This window comes from Dyadobacter fermentans DSM 18053, from assembly GCF_000023125.1.
Classification (GTDB): Bacteria; Bacteroidota; Bacteroidia; order Cytophagales; family Spirosomataceae; genus Dyadobacter; species Dyadobacter fermentans.
The window spans coordinates 5,492,259-5,510,398 of record NC_013037.1 but is presented as its reverse complement, the minus strand read 5'-3'; the positions used below and the strand labels follow the sequence as shown (position 1 = coordinate 5,510,398).

At 51.1% G+C, this 18,140-nt stretch carries 18 protein-coding genes; 10 read left to right on the top strand and 8 right to left on the bottom strand.

From position 1 onward, the window contains the following. Positions 1-55: 55 nt before the first annotated feature. Positions 56-466, bottom strand: a complete 411-nt coding sequence (locus DFER_RS22735; RefSeq protein WP_015814008.1) for a Fur family transcriptional regulator — start codon at positions 464-466, stop codon at positions 56-58. Positions 467-659: 193 nt separating this feature from the next. On the opposite strand from DFER_RS22735, the gene DFER_RS22730 reads away from it, so the two are divergent. Beyond that, positions 660-1,055 (top strand): MerC domain-containing protein, encoded by a 396-nt coding sequence (locus DFER_RS22730; protein ID WP_015814007.1) that lies wholly within the window; start codon positions 660-662, stop codon positions 1,053-1,055. On the opposite strand, the gene DFER_RS22725 is transcribed toward DFER_RS22730, so the two are convergent. Continuing rightward, a complete protein-coding gene (locus tag DFER_RS22725; RefSeq protein WP_229206084.1) occupies positions 1,056-2,270 on the bottom strand; it encodes a serine hydrolase in 1,215 nt (404 codons plus the stop codon). It lies immediately after the preceding gene. 151 nt (positions 2,271-2,421) lie between these two features. On the opposite strand from DFER_RS22725, the gene DFER_RS22720 reads away from it, so the two are divergent. Both DFER_RS22720 and DFER_RS22715 read left to right on the top strand, forming a co-directional pair. Then, positions 2,422-4,140, top strand: coding sequence for an IlvD/Edd family dehydratase (locus tag DFER_RS22720; protein WP_015814005.1), 1,719 nt, complete (start codon positions 2,422-2,424; stop codon positions 4,138-4,140). Positions 4,141-4,150: 10 nt separating this feature from the next. Next, positions 4,151-4,948 carry an SDR family NAD(P)-dependent oxidoreductase gene (locus DFER_RS22715; protein ID WP_015814004.1) on the top strand — a complete coding sequence of 266 codons (798 nt, stop codon included), beginning with the start codon at positions 4,151-4,153 and terminating at the stop codon, positions 4,946-4,948. Between the two features lie 3 nt (positions 4,949-4,951). Here DFER_RS22715 and DFER_RS22710 read toward each other — a convergent pair whose 3' ends face one another. From DFER_RS22710 to DFER_RS22695, 4 genes are all read right to left on the bottom strand, one after another. Further along, the gene (locus tag DFER_RS22710; protein ID WP_015814003.1) at positions 4,952-5,659 is read right to left on the bottom strand and encodes a hypothetical protein; all 708 of its coding nucleotides are present in this window, start codon (positions 5,657-5,659) and stop codon (positions 4,952-4,954) included. Positions 5,660-5,735: 76 nt separating this feature from the next. Further along, entirely contained in the window at positions 5,736-6,329 is a 594-nt protein-coding gene (gene gldD / locus DFER_RS22705) for a gliding motility lipoprotein GldD (protein WP_041736618.1), read from the bottom strand. A gap of 129 nt (positions 6,330-6,458) precedes the next feature. Beyond that, positions 6,459-8,300, bottom strand: coding sequence for a glutamine--fructose-6-phosphate transaminase (isomerizing) (glmS, locus tag DFER_RS22700; RefSeq protein WP_015814001.1), 1,842 nt, complete (start codon positions 8,298-8,300; stop codon positions 6,459-6,461). Positions 8,301-8,507: 207 nt separating this feature from the next. Next, positions 8,508-9,314: a glycogen/starch synthase gene (locus DFER_RS22695; protein ID WP_015814000.1), complete on the bottom strand. Its 807-nt coding sequence runs from the start codon at positions 9,312-9,314 to the stop codon at positions 8,508-8,510. Between the two features lie 206 nt (positions 9,315-9,520). Between DFER_RS22695 and panC the strand changes: the two genes are divergently transcribed. Next, positions 9,521-10,363, top strand: a complete 843-nt coding sequence (panC, locus tag DFER_RS22690; RefSeq protein ID WP_015813999.1) for a pantoate--beta-alanine ligase — start codon at positions 9,521-9,523, stop codon at positions 10,361-10,363. A gap of 72 nt (positions 10,364-10,435) precedes the next feature. Here the strand turns inward: panC and DFER_RS22685 are convergent, their stop codons facing one another. Next, positions 10,436-11,908, bottom strand: a complete 1,473-nt coding sequence (locus DFER_RS22685; protein WP_015813998.1) for a Gfo/Idh/MocA family protein — start codon at positions 11,906-11,908, stop codon at positions 10,436-10,438. Positions 11,909-12,146: 238 nt separating this feature from the next. Here DFER_RS22685 and panD point away from each other — a divergent pair, with 238 nt between their 5' ends. The 4 genes from panD to DFER_RS22665 all read left to right on the top strand — a co-directional run bounded on the left by panD (position 12,147) and on the right by DFER_RS22665 (position 14,831). Beyond that, positions 12,147-12,497, top strand: a complete 351-nt coding sequence (gene panD, locus DFER_RS22680) for an aspartate 1-decarboxylase (RefSeq protein ID WP_015813997.1) — start codon at positions 12,147-12,149, stop codon at positions 12,495-12,497. Between the two features lie 36 nt (positions 12,498-12,533). Continuing rightward, positions 12,534-13,574: a lysylphosphatidylglycerol synthase transmembrane domain-containing protein gene (locus tag DFER_RS22675; protein ID WP_015813996.1), complete on the top strand. Its 1,041-nt coding sequence runs from the start codon at positions 12,534-12,536 to the stop codon at positions 13,572-13,574. Positions 13,575-13,654: 80 nt separating this feature from the next. Further along, a complete protein-coding gene (gene rfaE2 / locus DFER_RS22670) occupies positions 13,655-14,143 on the top strand; it encodes a D-glycero-beta-D-manno-heptose 1-phosphate adenylyltransferase (RefSeq protein ID WP_015813995.1) in 489 nt (162 codons plus the stop codon). 7 nt (positions 14,144-14,150) lie between these two features. Beyond that, positions 14,151-14,831 (top strand): zinc metallopeptidase, encoded by a 681-nt coding sequence (locus DFER_RS22665; RefSeq protein WP_015813994.1) that lies wholly within the window; start codon positions 14,151-14,153, stop codon positions 14,829-14,831. 152 nt (positions 14,832-14,983) lie between these two features. Here DFER_RS22665 and DFER_RS22660 read toward each other — a convergent pair whose 3' ends face one another. Further along, positions 14,984-16,153 carry an FG-GAP repeat domain-containing protein gene (locus DFER_RS22660; RefSeq protein ID WP_015813993.1) on the bottom strand — a complete coding sequence of 390 codons (1,170 nt, stop codon included), beginning with the start codon at positions 16,151-16,153 and terminating at the stop codon, positions 14,984-14,986. A gap of 160 nt (positions 16,154-16,313) precedes the next feature. Here DFER_RS22660 and gcvT point away from each other — a divergent pair, with 160 nt between their 5' ends. Next, positions 16,314-17,396: a glycine cleavage system aminomethyltransferase GcvT gene (gcvT, locus tag DFER_RS22655; RefSeq protein ID WP_015813992.1), complete on the top strand. Its 1,083-nt coding sequence runs from the start codon at positions 16,314-16,316 to the stop codon at positions 17,394-17,396. Positions 17,397-17,426: 30 nt separating this feature from the next. Beyond that, entirely contained in the window at positions 17,427-18,137 is a 711-nt protein-coding gene (locus tag DFER_RS22650; RefSeq protein WP_015813991.1) for a 2-phosphosulfolactate phosphatase, read from the top strand. The last annotated feature ends 3 nt before the right edge of the window (positions 18,138-18,140 follow it).

The following is an 18,140-nucleotide window of genomic DNA, read 5'->3' as shown; positions in this document are numbered from 1 at the left end:
GGCAAAAAGGAAGTGAAATAAAAAAGGATCAGCCGAGTGACTGATCCTTTTTTGTTTAATTGCATTTGGGGCAAACGCCCTGTATGAGCAGATTGAAATGTTCGGGATAGTAACCTTCCGGAAGCTGTACCGCCGGAATATGGAGGTTTTCAAGGCAATTGGTTTCTCCGCAAGCGCTGCATTTGAAATGGATATGGTCGTGCTGGTGCTTTTCCTCGGAGCAGTTGTGCGAGCATAATGCGTAACGCATCCCCTCGTCGTCGAGCACCTTGTGGATAATGCCTTTTTCGAGGAATGTTTTGAGTGTTCTATATATCGTCACACGGTCGTAATTCTCTCCCAATGCGCCTTCCAGGTCGCCGTGCGATAACGCATTCTTCCGGTTGATAAATGTCGAGAGCACATCTTCGCGGCATGTGGTGGTGCGTAAATGATGTACTTTCAGCGTTTCTCTTAATTGGTCCATTGTCTCCAACAGTTTAATAATTCCTCCCTTCTAAAACCTTTCCCGTCAAAGTTAAGTTCTAACCGGTTCAAATTCCAAGGATTCCGATTACACTTTGAACGGCCTGGCACGCCAATTGCTAAAAATATTCTGCAACCCCGTTGCAAGTTCAAAGCATGGGTGTTATTTTTGCAACATTATTGTATGTAGGAAAATGAAAGCAGTACACTCACATGGCAAGGCCGACTACATTGGGATCTTAGGGTCCGTGTTGTGCATTATCCATTGCATACTGGTTCCTGCATTGGCGCTGGGATCGTCGGTGGCTACGCACGACCACTCCCACATCGGCCTCATTTCACTTGATTACTTCTTCATTCTCATCAACGGTATCGCGGTATATTACGCCACCCGTGACCATCGTTCAACGGGCATTCGTGTGCTGCTTTGGAGCGCGCTGGCAATCTTCGCCATTTCGCTGATCTTCGAAGGCCGCCACCAGGTATTCTCCTGGCTGGGTTATGTAGGCTCCGGCTTGCTGATCGTCGGTCACCTGATCAACCTCTACGTTTGCCAGATCGCCCCGCGGTTGAAATTCAGAACCCGCTGATCATTTATCATATTCCACTTCGAAACGGCCTAGTTCGGGCCGGTTGGTATGCTTTCGGCTTAATTCATACTCGAAAAGCGTTTTGCCCAGGTTGGCCATGAATGGGAAACCTACCGTGTCGTAATCGTATTTATCGTCGTTGAAAACGCCATCTTCGTTGCAATAGATCACGGCAGTTACCATAAACTCAATCCCCTTTTCGAAATCGGCGATGTAGGCATTGTCCAACAGAAAGCCGTAGGCATCGCCGCATTTATTGAAAAGCCGGATATGGCGCGGCAGCCGCGTTTTAGTGGCTCCGAAAAGCAGAAATTTCACATATCCATCGTAATAATCATCGGTATAGCTGGCCGGGAAGCTCGTTTCAACCGGGAATTGCGACATGTACTGGTACATAAACCGGTAATCTTCCTCCGTGAGGTTAAACCGCTGTGAAGCCGGCACCTGATCGGGGAAGAAAAGCGTTTTCAGCAGCCGATGCTGCTCTTCAAGGGGAAAAAAGTTCTTTTGGGTAAAATCAAACGGCTCATTCACCAATGCACCGTCTTTCAGATAACCGTTGCCCAGAAGAATCGGGCCGGGCGCCTTGAATTCCTCCTCATTGTATTTTGCGGGCTGCTCGAACACAATTTTGCCGTCCTTCTCAAACCGGACCGGATTGGTATACCGATTGTTTTCCGCGCCAATGGGCGATTCGAGGCGGTGGACAATGCGGCTTTCCTTAAATCCCTTCTTGTGCAGGCTGTCGTTGAACTCCCGCTGGCCGATAAATTCATACAGCCGGTTGAATGCATCGTTATCGCTCGCGAGCAAGATCTTTTTGGCATAATGCGCCACAGACGGCAGGCTGTCTTCCGAACTCGTATCGGCTGTCACGGCAGTTTGCTCGGGCCTTACCGCGTCGGTGAACATCGGCGTGTACTTGTTGATACCGAGCTTGTTCAGCTTTTCAAATGCGAGCGCCACTGCCGGTAGCTTAACCGTGCTGGCCGGATAAAAATATTCACCCGAATTGACCCGGTAGCCATGCGTAGTAAAGTGCGGGACATTGTTTTTATTACGGTCAATCTTAGTATAGAGCACCTGCACCTTGTATTTGTCAGGATTTTGGAGAATCGCCGAAAAGCGTTCGGGATGCTTTTTTAACAGTTTTTCAATGAAATTATCTGCGTAATACTGTGCGTGAATCGGCAGGGCTGCCAGTTGTAAAGACAAGAGAAACAACAGTTTATAATTTCTAAAAAAGCGCATGGAATACAATCGGGCACGTGTTAGCCGAATATACGATTTTTATTTTAAAGGGTACCCGGAATTAGTTTTTACTCCCCGGCTCCTTTTCTGATGAGATATAAACAATGGCGAAATAATGGAAGAAAACAAGTTGCGCAGCCGGGGCTGGTTCGGGAAATCGGGTAAGGACGGGTTCATCTACCGCGCCTGGATGAAAAACCAGGGTTACCCCGCTGATGAGTTTGAAGGACGGCCGGTAATCGGCATTTGTAATACATTCTCGGAGCTGACGCCCTGCAACGGGCATTTCCGCGAGCTGGCCGAATCGGTGAAGCGCGGCGTGTGGGAAGCCGGCGGTTTTCCGCTCGAATTCCCGGTCATGTCGCTGGGTGAAACGCTCATCAAACCGACGGCTATGCTGTACCGCAACCTCGCGAGTATGGACGTAGAGGAATCTATCCGCGCCAACCCGATTGACGGCGTGGTGCTACTTTGCGGCTGCGATAAGACGACACCCTCGCTCGTAATGGGCGCTGCCAGCGTGAATATTCCTACCATCGTCGTGTCCGGCGGCCCCATGCTCACCGGCCGTTACCGCGGCAAAACCATCGGTACCAGCGACGTGTGGCGTTTCAGCGAGCTGCACCGCAAGGGCGAGCTTACGCAAGAAGAATTGTACACCGCCGAAGCCTGCATGTGCCGCTCCGACGGCCATTGTGCGGTAATGGGCACGGCCTCCACCATGGCCTGTATGGTGGAATCACTCGGATTGACATTGCCTGAGAATGCGGCCATTCCGGCAGCGGATTCGCGCAGGAAAGTGCTCGCACATTTATCGGGCCGGCGCATTGTGGATATGGTAAAGGAAGATTTGAGAATGTCGCAAATCCTCACGCGAGAAGCATTCGAGAATGCGATTATGATCAATGCGGCCATTGGCGGTTCCACCAACTTTGTAATCCACCTGCTCGCGATCGCGGGGCGCATTGGTGTGGATTTGCAATTGGATGATTTCAATGACCTCTGTAAAAAAGTGCCGCTGTTGCTCAACTTGCAGCCTTCCGGCGGGTATTTTATGGAAGATTTCTATTACGCGGGCGGCCTGCCTGTCGTGATCAAGGAACTGAGCGGCATACTGCACCAGTCGGTGATCACAGCCAACGGCAAAACGATGGCCGAGAACTCGGCGAGCGCGGAATGCTTCAATCCCGAAGTGATCGGCACAATAGAAGAGCCAATTAAGGATCTGACCGGCCTGGCCGTTGTACGCGGTAACCTCTGCGAGAATGGCGCGGTGATCAAGCCGTCGGCGTCCCTGAAACCGGAGCTCATGCAGCACCGCGGCCGCGCAATCGTGTTCGAGGATATAGACGATTACAAGATCCGCCTCGACGATCCCGATCTGGATGTGGACGAAAACAGCATTTTGGTACTAAAAAATGTAGGCCCGAAAGGCTACCCGGGTATGCCGGAGGTAGGAAACATGTCGTTACCTAAAAAGCTCCTCGCGCAGGGCGTGATCGACATGGTGCGCATTTCCGACGGACGAATGAGCGGTACCGGTTTTGGAACGGTAGTTTTGCACGTATCGCCGGAAGCAGCCGTAGGCGGCAACCTCGCATTGGTGCAGGATGGCGATTACATTGAACTCGATGTGGAAAACAGAAGACTGCACCTCGAAGTGTCGGACGAAGAACTGGCACGCCGCAGAACACTTTGGAAACCGCTCGAACTGGGCTATAACCGCGGCTACGTGCATTTGCACATCGCGCACGTAACCCAGGCACACGAAGGCGCCGACCTCGACTTTCTCAAAGGCGGCTCCGGCGATAAAGTAACGAGAGATTCGCATTAACAGCATTACAATGAGCAGTCAACTTTTTGATAACCACGTCGCCATCGTCACCGGTGCGGGCCAGGGCATCGGATTTGAAATCGCGAAGCAGCTTGCCTGCCAGGGCGCCGGGGTGATCCTGAACGATACCAATAAGGCCCTCGCCGCCGAAGCAGCCAAGAAAATCCGCAACAAGGAGGGGGAATGCGTCGCTTTCGCGGGCGACGCCTCTCAGCCGGAGGTGATCGACGCGATGGTGGATGAGGCCGTGAAATGCTTCGGTAAATTGACATTGACCGTGTGCAATGCCGGCATCACGCTTTTCGGCGATTTCTTTGACTATCCGGCGGAAAATCTGCGCAAAGTACTGGAAGTGAACCTGATGGGCTCATTCCTGCTTACGCAGGCCGCGGCTAAGCAAATGCGAAAGCAGAAGTCGGGCGGCAGGATATTGCTGATGTCGTCGGTAGTGGGGCACCAGGCACACCAGTTCCTGGGTGCGTATGCGATGACGAAAGCGGGTTTGGAAATGCTCGCGAAAAACCTCGTGATCGAGCTTTCTCCGCACGGTATTACCATTAATGCAGTCGCGCCGGGCGCTACGCTTACGGAGCGGACGCAGGCGGAAGATCCCACCTACCCCAAAACCTGGTCGGCGATCACGCCCATGGGCCGGCCTGCGATTTGCGAAGACATTGCCAATGCCGCATTATTCCTCCTATCGCCGCATTCCGGCCACATTACAGGGCAAAGCCTGATCGTCGACGGCGGCTGGACGTCCGTGAGCCCCCTGCCCGATCTGAGCAATATGAATGTCAAGAAAAGCTAGATTTTAGTCGCCCGAAAACAGCTGCGCTTCCAGGTCATCGATGCTTCCGTCTTTTGAAAAGAAGAGCTCGCGTGGCTTGGCAGCGGTGCCGGGATTAGCCGTCATGAAGCTGCGGTACTGGTCGTCGGTGATGATTTTTAACAGCAATGCACGTTTCAGCACCATCGGGAACGGCACTTTGAAGAAATTGGCGATATCCGACGCCAGAAAATCCGGGATTTTGGAGATATCATTCCTGAAAAAACTCTCCACCTCATCGAATGGCAGCAAAGCCTCGAAAATGAGCTGCTCGGACCGCGCTGCAAGCGAAGCCGTGTTGGCATAAATCGTGTGCAAACCCAGCGAAACGGTGAGCAGGTGAATGTGGTAATTGCGCTCATTGATATCCGAAGCCGCATTCACAAACACCCACCCTTTCTGATGATAAATCGCTGAAAAGCCTTTGAAAAGCGGGTCTACATTATGTAATTGCGCAATTTTGATGCCTTCCGGATACGGCAACTTGTGCCCGATCTGATGCACAATGTCCTGTGCGTAAGAAATGTCGGCCACCTCCCCCGCCGGCTCGATCATCCAGTCACCATTCACCAGCCCTTCAAACAGCTGGCCCGCGATCCGCTGGCTTTCGACCTGTCCCAAATGCAGGACAATGCGGTTACCGCGGACGGAATAATCGAGAAGAAGTTGATTTTTGGGCTGTTTGCGAGGCATATCGAGGTAGTTGTTGAGGTGTTAACTTTCAAAGATACGTCCTTCCGATTTCCGCCGCAACTGCGGACAAGTAATATTATCGCCACTCCAACGTGTTGAGCAGTTGCAGCATATCGGCCTGCAAATAGTCGATCACCGGTGCCAATGAATCATTTTTAGTGGCCGTTGGGAAATAGATTGCGCCCCTTAGAAAATGCCCGGTGCTATCGGTGGTATAAAACTGGTATGGGCTCGGCACATCGCCTTCGATCTTAAAAAGCAGCGCCGTTCGTCCCGTTTTGCCCAAAACCCGCTGCTCCTGGATGGACGAAGCGCGGATCTGGTGCTTGCTGGCGAGCTTGTAACTGTCGTCGATAAATGCTCTCAGTAATGCGGGATTGTTGTTCAGCGGCTTATAGGTAATCTGGATATTGGCCTTGAATTGCGGATAATTGATAAAGATCCAGTCTTTCCCGGCCGTTTTGAATGTATCCGGCTCCACCACGGCGTATTTGGAATATTCAAATGTGTAGGGATGCGCCTCGGTAAGTGGCCGGTAGCTGTGCGCGGGGAGGTCGATGCGGTTGTAGCCTTTGGGTTTCGGAATGTAGGTTTGCTCCGCTTCTTTTTTGCAACCTGAGATCAAAAGCAGTGAAAGAGGCAGGAAAATGGTAAAAACGAATTTGTACATATGATAAGTCCCTTTGGCAAACGTGCGCAAAGCTAACGAAAACAGCCCTACAATCATTTTATCCCAAACCCCTGAAAACAAAAAAGCGAAACCGTACATGACAGTCTCGCTCTCCGGCACCCTCCTCCGCTACTCCACGGTAACAGATTTGGCAAGATTTCTTGGCTGGTCCACATTCCGGCCCCGCATCACCGCAATGTAGTACGAGAGCAGTTGAAGCGGGATCACGGACACAAGCGGCGTCAGAATTTCATGCGTATTCGGCACTTCGATCACAAAATCGACCATGCCGGGGATTAATGTATCGCCTTCGGTCACGATCGCGATCACGCGGCCTTTGCGGGCTTTCACTTCCTGGATGTTTGACACGATTTTTTCGTACGAACTGTCTTTCGTGGCCAGGAACACCACCGGCATATCCTCGTCGATCAATGCGATCGGGCCGTGTTTCATTTCCGCGGCCGGGTAACCTTCGGCGTGGATGTAGGAAATTTCTTTCAATTTCAATGCGCCTTCCAGCGCCACTGGAAAGTTCAAACCACGCCCCAGATAAATGAAGTTGCGCGCATAAGTGAATATGAATGCGATCTCCTTGATTTTGGCCGCATTTTCAAACACTTTTTCCACTTTGGCCGGAATCGTTTCGAGTTCGATCAGCAGCTGGCGGTAAGTTTCCTCGGCAATGGTGCCTTTGCGCTTGGCTACGGCAATGGCCATGAGCGTGAGCACAGTCACCTGGGCTGTAAATGCCTTGGTACTGGCCACGCCTATCTCCGGGCCTGCGTGTGTGTAAGCGCCGGCATGCGTAGCGCGGGCAATGGACGAGCCCACCACGTTGCACACCCCAAAAATCGTTGCGCCTTTGGACTTTGCCAGTTCAATGGCCGCCAGGGTATCCGCCGTTTCGCCCGATTGCGAAATGGCAATTACAATGTCATTTTCCTTGATCACCGGGTTCCGGTAGCGGAATTCCGAAGCATATTCCACTTCTACATTAATGCGTGCCAGCTCCTCAAACATGTATTCGGCCACGAGCCCGGCGTGCCAGGAAGTACCGCAGCCGACGATCACGACGCGGTCGGCCTGTGCCAACTTATCGAGGTAATCGTTCAGGCCGCCCAATTGCAGGTGCGCATCATCCGCGCGGAGGCGACCGCGCATGGAATCGGCGATGGAGCGGGGCTGCTCGAAAATTTCCTTGATCATGAAATGGTCGTAACCGCCTTTTTCGATGGTTTCGAGCTCCATTTCGAGCTTTTGAATGTATGGAGTGGTTTCTGTGCTGCTTTCGAGGTGCTGAATGCTGAGCTTGCCTTCGCTGATCACGGCTACTTCGTAATCATCAAGGTATACCACGTCTTTGGTATACTCTATAATCGGCGTGGCGTCGGAGGCGAGGAAGTATTCATTTTCACCCACCCCAATCACCAGCGGACTGCCTTTGCGGGCCGCGATAAGCTGGCCGGGATGATCGAGCGACATCACCACGATGGCATAAGCGCCAACTACTTCCTTCAATGCCAGCCGCACGGCCGCTTCGAGTGTGGTGCCGGTTTCCTTCTGCACGTCTTCGATGAAATGGACCAGGACTTCGGTATCGGTATCGCTTAGGAATTTGTGGCCTTTGCCAATCAGGTTTTGCTTGATGGCCGCGTAGTTCTCGATAATGCCGTTGTGGATGATCGATAACCGGCGGTTGTTGGAATAATGCGGGTGGGCATTTACGTCGTTCGGTTCGCCGTGGGTGGCCCAGCGTGTGTGGCCGATGCCGATCGTGGCGGCGAGTTGCTTTCCGTTCAGTTCCGATTCCAGGTCCGAGACCTTTCCTTTTTTCTTGTAAATATTCAATTCGCCGTTTTCAAGCAATGCCACGCCCGAGCTATCATAGCCCCGATATTCCAGACGTTTCAATCCTTTTAAAATCAAAGGATATGCCTCTCTGCTCCCAACATAAGCCACAATTCCGCACATATTCTTAAAATATTTTAATTTTGTGTATGTATTCGACGGGGGCAAATAAATGAGAAACAGCGGTCGTTAGCAAGCTAAATTTTAATTAAATACTAAAAAATATCCAATTTCTTGATAGTGCTCGAACACACAAAAGATTCTTGTAAAACACAAAAAAGCCGGCGACTCTGAGAATCGCCGGCTTTTCTGCCCTGTGAAATCTATCTGTTAACTTACCAGATCGTTGTAGAGATTGTAATACGACTCAGAGAAATTCTCATCCTGCTCGTCGAGCTGCACGCGTTTGGGTGCATTGTTGAAAATTTCGTTGAGACTCTCGCTGCAATGCTCTTCGGCTTTCAGCACCGCGTCGGCATAAGCACATCCGATTTTGACAAAACCTTCGAAATCGGCCGAATGCAAATGTGCCAGCGCTTCGTCGCTCACGTCCATGGCCTTGGCTTTGCTCTGCAAATCCGCGTCGAATTTGTAGTCAAATGCATTGTTGTGTACGGTAAACACACTTTTCGTATCCTTAAACATCGGATCGTTACGGTAAGTGGTTTTGAGGTACAATGGAATGAGAGCCGTCATCCAGTCATTACAGTGCACCACGTCCGGGGCCCATCCCAGTTTCTTAACTGTTTCCAAAACACCCTTGCAAAAGAAGATCGCACGTTCGTCGTTGTCATCGAAAAAGTTATTTTCCTTATCGAAGAAAACGGATTTGCGATGGAAGTAATCGTCGTTATCTATAAAATAGACCTGCAACTTCGCATTGGGAATCGAAGCTACTTTAATGATTAGCGGCTTTTCTTCATCTCCTACGGTAATATTGATTCCTGACAGTCGAACTACTTCATGAAGCCTGTTTTTGCGTTCGTTGATCAACCCGAAACGCGGAACGAGTATCCGGATCTCCGCCCCTTTTTCCTGCATTGCCTGCGGAAGTTTTCTAACATAGTCGGCAACGTCGGTCGTTTGGAGGAAGGGATTGATTTCACTGGCTACATACAAAATTCGTAGTTTCTCCATAGATCTTTTAGCAGTTTGTGAAAAAAAGTTTTGCAAAATTATACAAAAAAAATGGCAATTTCAAAAGATATTCCAAACTAATTGTCATATTGCGCCCAGTTTGGGATTTCCCTGTCCTGATGTTTCCATAACCTGCCATTCGCACTGCACTCATCAGAAAAAGCAGTGGTAACGCACAGGTTACTCCCTCAGTTTTCAGAATTTACATGGAAGTATTCACTTCGGTCAAAAGCCTCCGCCAGTACCTGGATCAGCAACTTTTACAGCAGAAAACCGTCGGCCTCGTGCCCACGATGGGAGCGCTTCACGAAGGCCACATTTCACTGATCGAAGCCGCCAGAAAGGACACCGACATCGTCGTTTGCAGCGTTTTCGTGAACCCCACTCAATTCAACAATCCCGAAGACCTGGCCAAATACCCGAGAACTTTCGAAGCCGACCGTGCCATGTTGGAAAATGCAGGCTGCTCGGCCGTTTTTGCGCCGTCGGTGGAGGAGATGTATCCCGAACAGCCCGTCGTAAAAATGAACTTCGGCGCGTTGGAAACTGTGATGGAAGGCGCTTCGCGGCCCGGGCATTTCAACGGCGTCGGCATTGTCGTTTCGAAGCTGTTCAATATCGTCAGGCCGCACCGCGCCTATTTCGGGCAGAAGGATTTACAGCAGGTGTCGGTCGTGCGCCAGCTGGTGAGCGACCTGGCTTTCGGACTGGAACTCATCGTATGTCCTACCGTTCGCGAGAAGGACGGACTGGCCATGTCCTCGCGCAACACCCGCCTGGATGCTACCGAGCGCGCGATCGCACCCCATATATACCGCATACTCGCGGGCGCGGGCGAAGAGCTGAACGCAGGCAGGAAAGTAAGTGAAGTAGTAAGCTGGGCCAAAAGCGAATTCGGGAAGATCAAAGAATTCACCCTCGACTATTTTGAAGTGATTAACCTGAAAACCCTGCTTCCCATCGAAAAAACGGGCCCGGCAGGTTCGAATGCGATCTGCGTTGCCACACTCCTCGGCCCGGTAAGACTGATCGACAATATCGTGTTCTGACAACATTCCAACATATTCAAAACGTAGAAAGGCTCCTCATCGGAGCCTTTCTGCGTTTTACATTACCAGCTATTATGCCAGTTTCCAGTCACCGCGGTATTTGCGGGATACAAACTGGTTCGCTTCGTCGAAGTTGGTAACCTTCATGTTTTTGCCATCCCACAACAGTTTTTTGCGGCCTGGGTAGTCGAATCCTTTGCCGTCGGCCTTCGCGGTGCGGAGGTTGTAGCTGCGGATACCGAGGTTACCCATGATCACAGTTTCCGTCAACGGACCAGCGTAGTCGAACGATGACGTGAGCGCTTTGTGCTCCTTGCTGTTGAAACCAGCCTTGCAGGCATCGCTCCACGATACGTGGTGACCAAACTCCGGCATGGTGGTGTATTCGTTCCCGAAATCGCCTTGCTTATATTCGAGCTTGGTGCCGTCTTTGAGATATACTTTCGGCGCGATACCGTAAGTTCCGCAGGTCATTACGCCTTTTTCACCAATCAAAAGCACGCCATTGCTGCTGTCGGGCTCGCCAAGCGGGTCGTTGGCAGGGATCAGATCCGGGTGGAATGGGCGCAGACCGCCGTCGTGCCAGGTCAACGTCACTTCGGATTTGTTCACTTTGTTTGCAGGGAACTTCAATTGCACGCGTGATGACGGCGGGCAGCCTTCCGGAATGTACTCGGCTGTCCAGTCTTTGATGAACACCTGGCCTACGGAACATTCAACTTCCGTTGGATAACCCAATCCAAGCGTACGGAAAGCCGGGTCGATCAGGTGACAACCCATATCGCCCAATGCGCCGGTACCGAAGTTCCACCAGCCTCTCCATTTGAATGGGTGCCATGCCGGGCTGTAATCTACCCATTCGGCGCAGCCTACCCACAATTCCCAGTCGATGTCCGCCGGTACTTCCTGCTTGCTGGTCGGAACGGGAATGCCTTGCGGCCACACGGGACGGTTAGTCCAAACGTGCGCCTCGTGCACATTACCGATGAGGCCTTTGTTGAACCACTCCTTCATCTGCGTCTGTGCGGGGTTGGACGCTCCCTGGTTACCCATTTGGGTTACTACCTTGTATTTGCGGGCAGCTTCGGTGAGCATGCGGGCCTCGTAAATATTGTGCGTAAGGGGTTTCTGAACGTACACGTGCTTGCCGCGCTGCATGGCGTTCATGGCGATGATCGCGTGCATGTGGTCGGCCGTCGATACCGTTACCGCGTCGATATCCTTGTCCATTTCGTCGAACATCTTGCGGAAGTCCTTGTATTTTTTGGCAGTCGGGTGCAGTTCGAAGTTCTTCTTCGCCTGGTTCCAGTCTACATCGCAAAGTGCCACGAGGTTTTCGGCACCTTTGTTCCATGCATTGTTCGTGTCAGAAAAACCTTTTCCACCCACACCGATACCGGCGATATTCAGTTTGTCGCTCGGAGCTTTATATCCTTTTCCCAGCACGTAGCGGGGAACTATGAAGAAACTTCCAATGGCCGCGGCGGAGGTCTTCTGGATAAAGTCCCGGCGGTTAACGTCTTTCGGTTTGTTTTCTGTACTCATCGGTTTTGGTAATGAAAAAATAAAGTAGATTAATATAGATTAAAGGAATAAGTTTTTAATAGAGATCGAATACTATTAAATCCCGCTTAAATATAATAATGTTCTCACGAAACATCATGAATGCGGCGGTTTCAAATATCACGGAACCGTCCCACCGAAGCGTATGTTTTGATGGCTGGGTATTATTCCTGTAACTTTACAGGGTAATGCATTTCAAATAGACCAATACCACCGGGTAATGCAAATCACAGTAATGAAATCGAAGATTCACCGGGTTAAGGTGACTCAGGCGGAATTGAACTACGTAGGCAGCATCACGATCGACGAAGATCTGATGGACGCCGCGGGACTGATAGAAAACGAGCAGGTTCACATTGTGAACAATAACAATGGTGAACGTTTTATCACATATGTTATCAAAGGCGAGCGCGGCACGGGCATGATTTGCCTCAACGGCGCAGCGGCCCGCAGGGTGCAGATCGGCGATATCATCATCATCATCGCGTACGGCAGCATGAGCCAGGAAGAGGCGAAGACATTCAAACCGATGATCGTTTTTCCGGACCATAACAACCATCTCGTAGGCTGATCTCCGGCTTTTACCTACACGATACACAATTATAGCATGAAAAATATACTGCGTTACACGATATCGCTTGTCCTGGCAGGCGGTCTGCTCTGGTTTGTGTTTAAAGACATCAACCTGGGCGAAATGCTCGACCGTTTTGCGAAATCCGACTGGCGGTGGATCGCCGTATCATGCTTTTGCCTCCTGCTTGCGCACATGACGCGCGCCTGGCGTTGGGGAATGCTCATCGAGCCGCTGGACCACAAGCCGGGCATTGTGAACAGCACAATGTCTGTACTCACCGGGTATTTTGCCAATTATATTGTTCCAAGAATGGGCGAGGTAACACGCTGCGGCACATTATACCGGCTTGAACGCATTCCGGTGAGCCTGAGCTTTGGTACCGTGGTGGCCGAGCGGATTTTCGATGTGATCATACTGGTGTTGATGATCGGGTTGAACTTCATCCTCGAATTCGATCGTCTCAGCACATTCTTCACTGATTTTTTCCAAAGTAAAATAGGCGGCGGAAGCCAGGGCGGCGGCTCGGGCAGCGGCATGCTGCTTACAGTTTTGATCGTCGGGTTACTGGCTGTTGGCGTGGCGGCTACTGTAATTTTCAGGAATGTCGCGTTGCGTAATAAATTGCAGCAGAATGCGCTTGTTGCCAAAATCATCAGCTTTGCCCAGGGCATGCTGGAAGGTTTGCTGAGCGTTCGCAAGCTGCGTAATCCGGGACTATTCATTTTCAGCACGGTGATGATCTGGGTATTGTATTATCTGGTCTCGTACGTGCTTTTCTTCTGCATTCCCGAAACTTCCCACCTCGGCCCGCTGGCGGGTTTGACGCTGCTCGTCGTGGGGGCGATCGGTATGACGGCGCCTACGCAGGGCGGGATCGGTGCATATCATTTGCTCGTGGGTAATGTGATGGTGCTGTACGGACTGTCGCAGAACGACGGCATCACATTGGCGACATTCATCCACGGCGCGCAAATGCTGTTTATGCTCGTCATCGGTGCATTGGCATTCTTGTATGTGCTGATTGTGAACAAAAACAAAGTCGAAACGACCGAACAAGTGTCCGCGGCAAACTAATTGCTACTTTAATAGTCACGGTTACCGGAAATGGAGTATGTTAGGTTATCCATTTTCTTAAATCCATATTGTTTTTTACAATGAATTTGACTGAAAGCAAGATCCTGAGACTAGAAGAAGCTGTTCCAACCGTTGAAGCATGGCAACGTGCCGGGCAAAAAGTTGTTTTCACCAACGGATGTTTCGATATTGTACATCTCGGGCACATCGATTACCTCGAAAAAGCCCGCGCATTGGGCGACAAAATGGTGCTCGGCTTGAACACCGATGCCTCCGTAAGCCGTCTCAAAGGGCCGCTCCGCCCGGTGGTAAATGAATACGCCCGGGCCCGCCTGATGGCAGCCCTTTCGTTCATCGATGCTGTCATTTTGTTCGACGAACCGACGCCTAGTCAGTTGATCGAAGCCGTAAAACCTGACATTTTGGTCAAAGGAGACGATTATACGATCGAGAACATTGCTGGCGCGGATTTTGTTTTGGGTAGAGGAGGTGAGGTAAAAACGATTGCTTTGGTACAAGGCTACTCGACTACCGCACTGATCGAAAAGATAAAACAAGGATATAAATAACGTAACTATGTTAGGTGCATATGTAATTGGTATTGTTGTGATGCTCGTTAGCCTTTATGTGCAATGGCGTCTCAAGAGTAAGTTTGAAGAATATTCACAAGTTGGGCTGAGCAACGGCATGAGCGGTAAGGAAATCGCTGAAACGATGCTCCGGGAAAGCGGCATTTACGATGTAAGAGTATTGTCCGTGGAAGGCCGTTTGACCGACCACTATAATCCGCAGGACAAGACCGTCAACCTCAGTCCGGATGTATATTACGGACGCAGCGTAGCGGCTGCGGCTGTTGCGTCCCACGAATGCGGCCACGCGGTGCAGCATGCGACGGCTTACAGCTGGCTGCAATTCCGCTCCCAAATGGTGCCGTTTCTGAGCATTGCCTCGCAGTACATGCAATGGATTATCCTGATCGGCGTGCTGTTGATCAACACCACGGTCATTCCGTTAACAATCGGTGTGGCGCTGTTCGCAGTGACGACATTGTTCAGCTTCATTACTTTGCCAGTTGAATATGACGCCAGCAACCGCGCATTGGCCTGGATCCAGAAAAACCGCATTGTGAACGAACGTGAGTACATTATGTCTGCCGATGCATTGAAATGGGCAGCCCGTACTTACCTCGTAGCCGCGATTGGTTCATTGGCCACATTGCTTTATTACGTGAGTCTATTGATGGGACGGAGGGATTAAGTTTAGAGTTTAAAGTCAATAAAAAAGTCAGTCTTCGCTCGCGAGGACTGACTTTTTTTGCTATTACTCTAACTTATGTACTCCCAACTCATTCCCCGTTCGACGGCGGCTCATTCACTCATTCACTCATTCACTCATTCAATCATTCAAAATTACCTCTTCCGCTGATTCCAATATACCACCAGATTATGCGTCGCGCGTCCGGCGGCGATAATGTCCAGGTCGCCATCGCCGTCCAAATCTGCCGGTAGTAAATCCTCGCAGGCAATCTTGATTTTTTCATCCAAAGTGTACTCCGTCCATTTCTTGCCTTCGGCATCGTTTCCAACATAAATGCGAACGCCGGTTTCGCCGGTCACATTCGGGTTACGCCAGCCCATCACCACCTGATCGCGGCCTTGACCGAAAAAATCGGCAACGGCCAATGCGTGACCTTCTTTAATGCGGTCGGTGAGCACGGTGCGGCCGTCTTTGGTATAAACCACCAGTTCAGTGCCGTGCATGGGCTCGATGGTAGCTGTGAATAGCTGTTTTTTACCCAAACTTCCCGTTCTGATCTCTCCTACCCCGCGCTCCGGCACCATCCAGTTGCCGGACGGCGCCCAGCCATCGGCCCCATTCAAAAACACCTGCACGCCTTCCTTGCCGGCAATGGACAGTCCGGCCATCCGACCCGGTATTTCCATCGGCTGGAAATTGTGCGTCATGTGCATATTCGTTTCTATGAGGTTATAGGGCCAAATGCCTTTTTTGTTTTCAGGCACATCAAAAATGATGAGTTTCACGCCTGCCCCGCTGCCGCCGGTATTGCCCTCACCGTGCAATGGCAAAACGGCCAGCTGGAACGGTCCGTCCGCAGTTTGAACCCAATGCATCCGGTGGATGGTCACTTCATGATGCAGGCGCACGGGCTCCCAGGGTTTCGTGCGGTCGTCGGGCGCTGCCATGTAGAAAACCGCTCCCGAGGTTTTGAGGTTTTTCGTTTCGGAAGGGTTCCAGCCTGCGCCAACGGCCACTTCTACTTTGCCGTCGCCATCGATGTCGCGGGCGGCAATGCATACATTATCCTGCTCCGTGAGGTCTTTCGCGATTACGTAGCGCGTCCAGGCCCCGTCCTTTTTCCCGGGATTTTTATACCATACAATTTCCTTTTTGTCCGCTAGGAGAATGTCGGTCTTGCCATCGCCATCCACATCGCCCGAAGCCACGCCGTAGCCAATGCTGACCTTGTCGTCGATCGTCTGGCCAGTGAATGTGGCGGTTTGTGCAAATGCGGTTCCAGCCATTGCGAATGCCGCCGAGAGCAATAGTTGTTTATTCATATTCCTGAAAACCGGCGCCTGCCGGTGGATAAAAGTTTCAACCTATTTTTTAACAATATACTTCAAAATGCACTCGGCGGACATTGAAAAAAGAGTTTTTTGTGTCGCTTTGACCTGCATTACCTACTTTTGTGAATTATTGTGAAATCAAATATCGTTCATGAAAACAGTCCCTTTACATCAGCTCCATATCCGCCTGGGCGCAAAAATGGTCCCGTTTGCAGGTTTTGAAATGCCTGTCCGTTACTCGTCGGATCTGGATGAACACCACACCGTAAGGAATGCCGTGGGTGTTTTTGATGTATCCCACATGGGCGAATTCAGTGTAAAAGGGCCTGGTGCGCTGGCTTTGATCCAGAAAGTTTCGGCTAACGACGCATCGGCGCTGTATGACGGAAAAGTGCAATACAGCTACCTGCCCAACGCAACGGGAGGCGTAGTGGACGACCTGCTCGTTTACCGTATTGCCGAGGACGATTATTTTCTGGTAGTAAATGCGTCGAACATCGAGAAGGACTGGAACTGGATCCAGAGCCAGAATACCGAAGGCGCAGCCATGGAAAACCTGTCCGATTCCCTTTGCCTGCTGGCCGTGCAAGGACCGAAAGCGACAGCCGCGTTGCAAAAACTCACCGATGTGAACTTATCCTCAATGGAGTATTACACCTTCAAAATCGGCGAAATGGCGGGTATTAAAGATGTGATCATTTCCGCGACGGGCTACACCGGCGCAGGCGGTTTTGAAATATATGTCAAAAATGAGGATGCCGAAAAAATGTGGGATGCCGTTTTCGAAGCGGGCGCCGAGTTCGGTATCAAACCTGTGGGCCTGGGTGCACGTGATACATTGCGACTGGAAAAGGCATTCTGCCTGTACGGCAACGACATCGACGATGAAACGTCGCCATTGGAAGCCGGCCTTGGCTGGGTGACCAAATTCACGAAGGATTTCATCAATTCCGAAGCATTGAAATCGCAAAAGGAAGCCGGGTTGAAACGCAAACTGATTGGCTTCGAAATGATCGATCGCGGCATTCCGCGCGGGCATTACGAGCTTTGCGACGCCGAAGGCAACAAACTCGGCGAGGTAACCTCCGGTACACAATCACCTACCTTGCAGAAGGGCATCGGCCTGGGTTACGTGCCGATGGAGTTCAGCAAAACCGGTACCGAAATTTTCGTAAAAGTGCGCGACAGGCTGTTAAAAGCACAGATTGTAAAAACGCCATTTGTTAAAAATTAACCCCTCCTATTCAAGTCTGATTGCATTTTTATGAAACAGCTGGACGTTTGTCTCACCCCCGATTTACTTCATCTACACAAACTCGATAATTCAATAGTGGTCGTGGCCGACATATTCAGGGCCACTTCATGCATGGTAACCGGCCTCGCTTACGGTGTAAAAAGCATTACACCGGTAGCCAGCGTCGAAGAATGTAAGTTTTTACAAGACAAAGGGTACATAGCCGCCGCCGAACGCGATGCCCGCAAGGTGGAAGGTTTCGACCTCGACAACTCGCCGTTCAGCTACATGCACGAAAGCCTGATCGGCGCGCAGATCGCGATGACGACCACTAACGGAACGCTTTCGATTTCGAAAGCCAAATCGTCGGCCGTGAAAGTCATGATAGGCGCGTTCCTGAACCTGGGCGCGCTGGCCGAACACCTGAAAACCGAACCCTACGATGTAGTGGTGCTTTGCGCCGGCTGGAAAGGCCGTCCCAACCTCGAAGATACCCTTTTTACGGGCGCTTTGGCGGAGGCATTGAAGGATGAATTTATGCTGCTGGAAGACGGAACCCTGATGGCGCAGCGTTTATACCAGCAAAGCCGCGATAACCTGCTGGCCAGTGTCTCGAATTCGTCGCACGTGCGCCGCCTCCAACGCCTGGGCATCCAGAAAGACATTTCTTATTGCCTGCAAACCGACCTGTATGATGTGGTTCCGGTGCTGCGGGGTGGTACGCTGGTATCCATGAATTAAGTA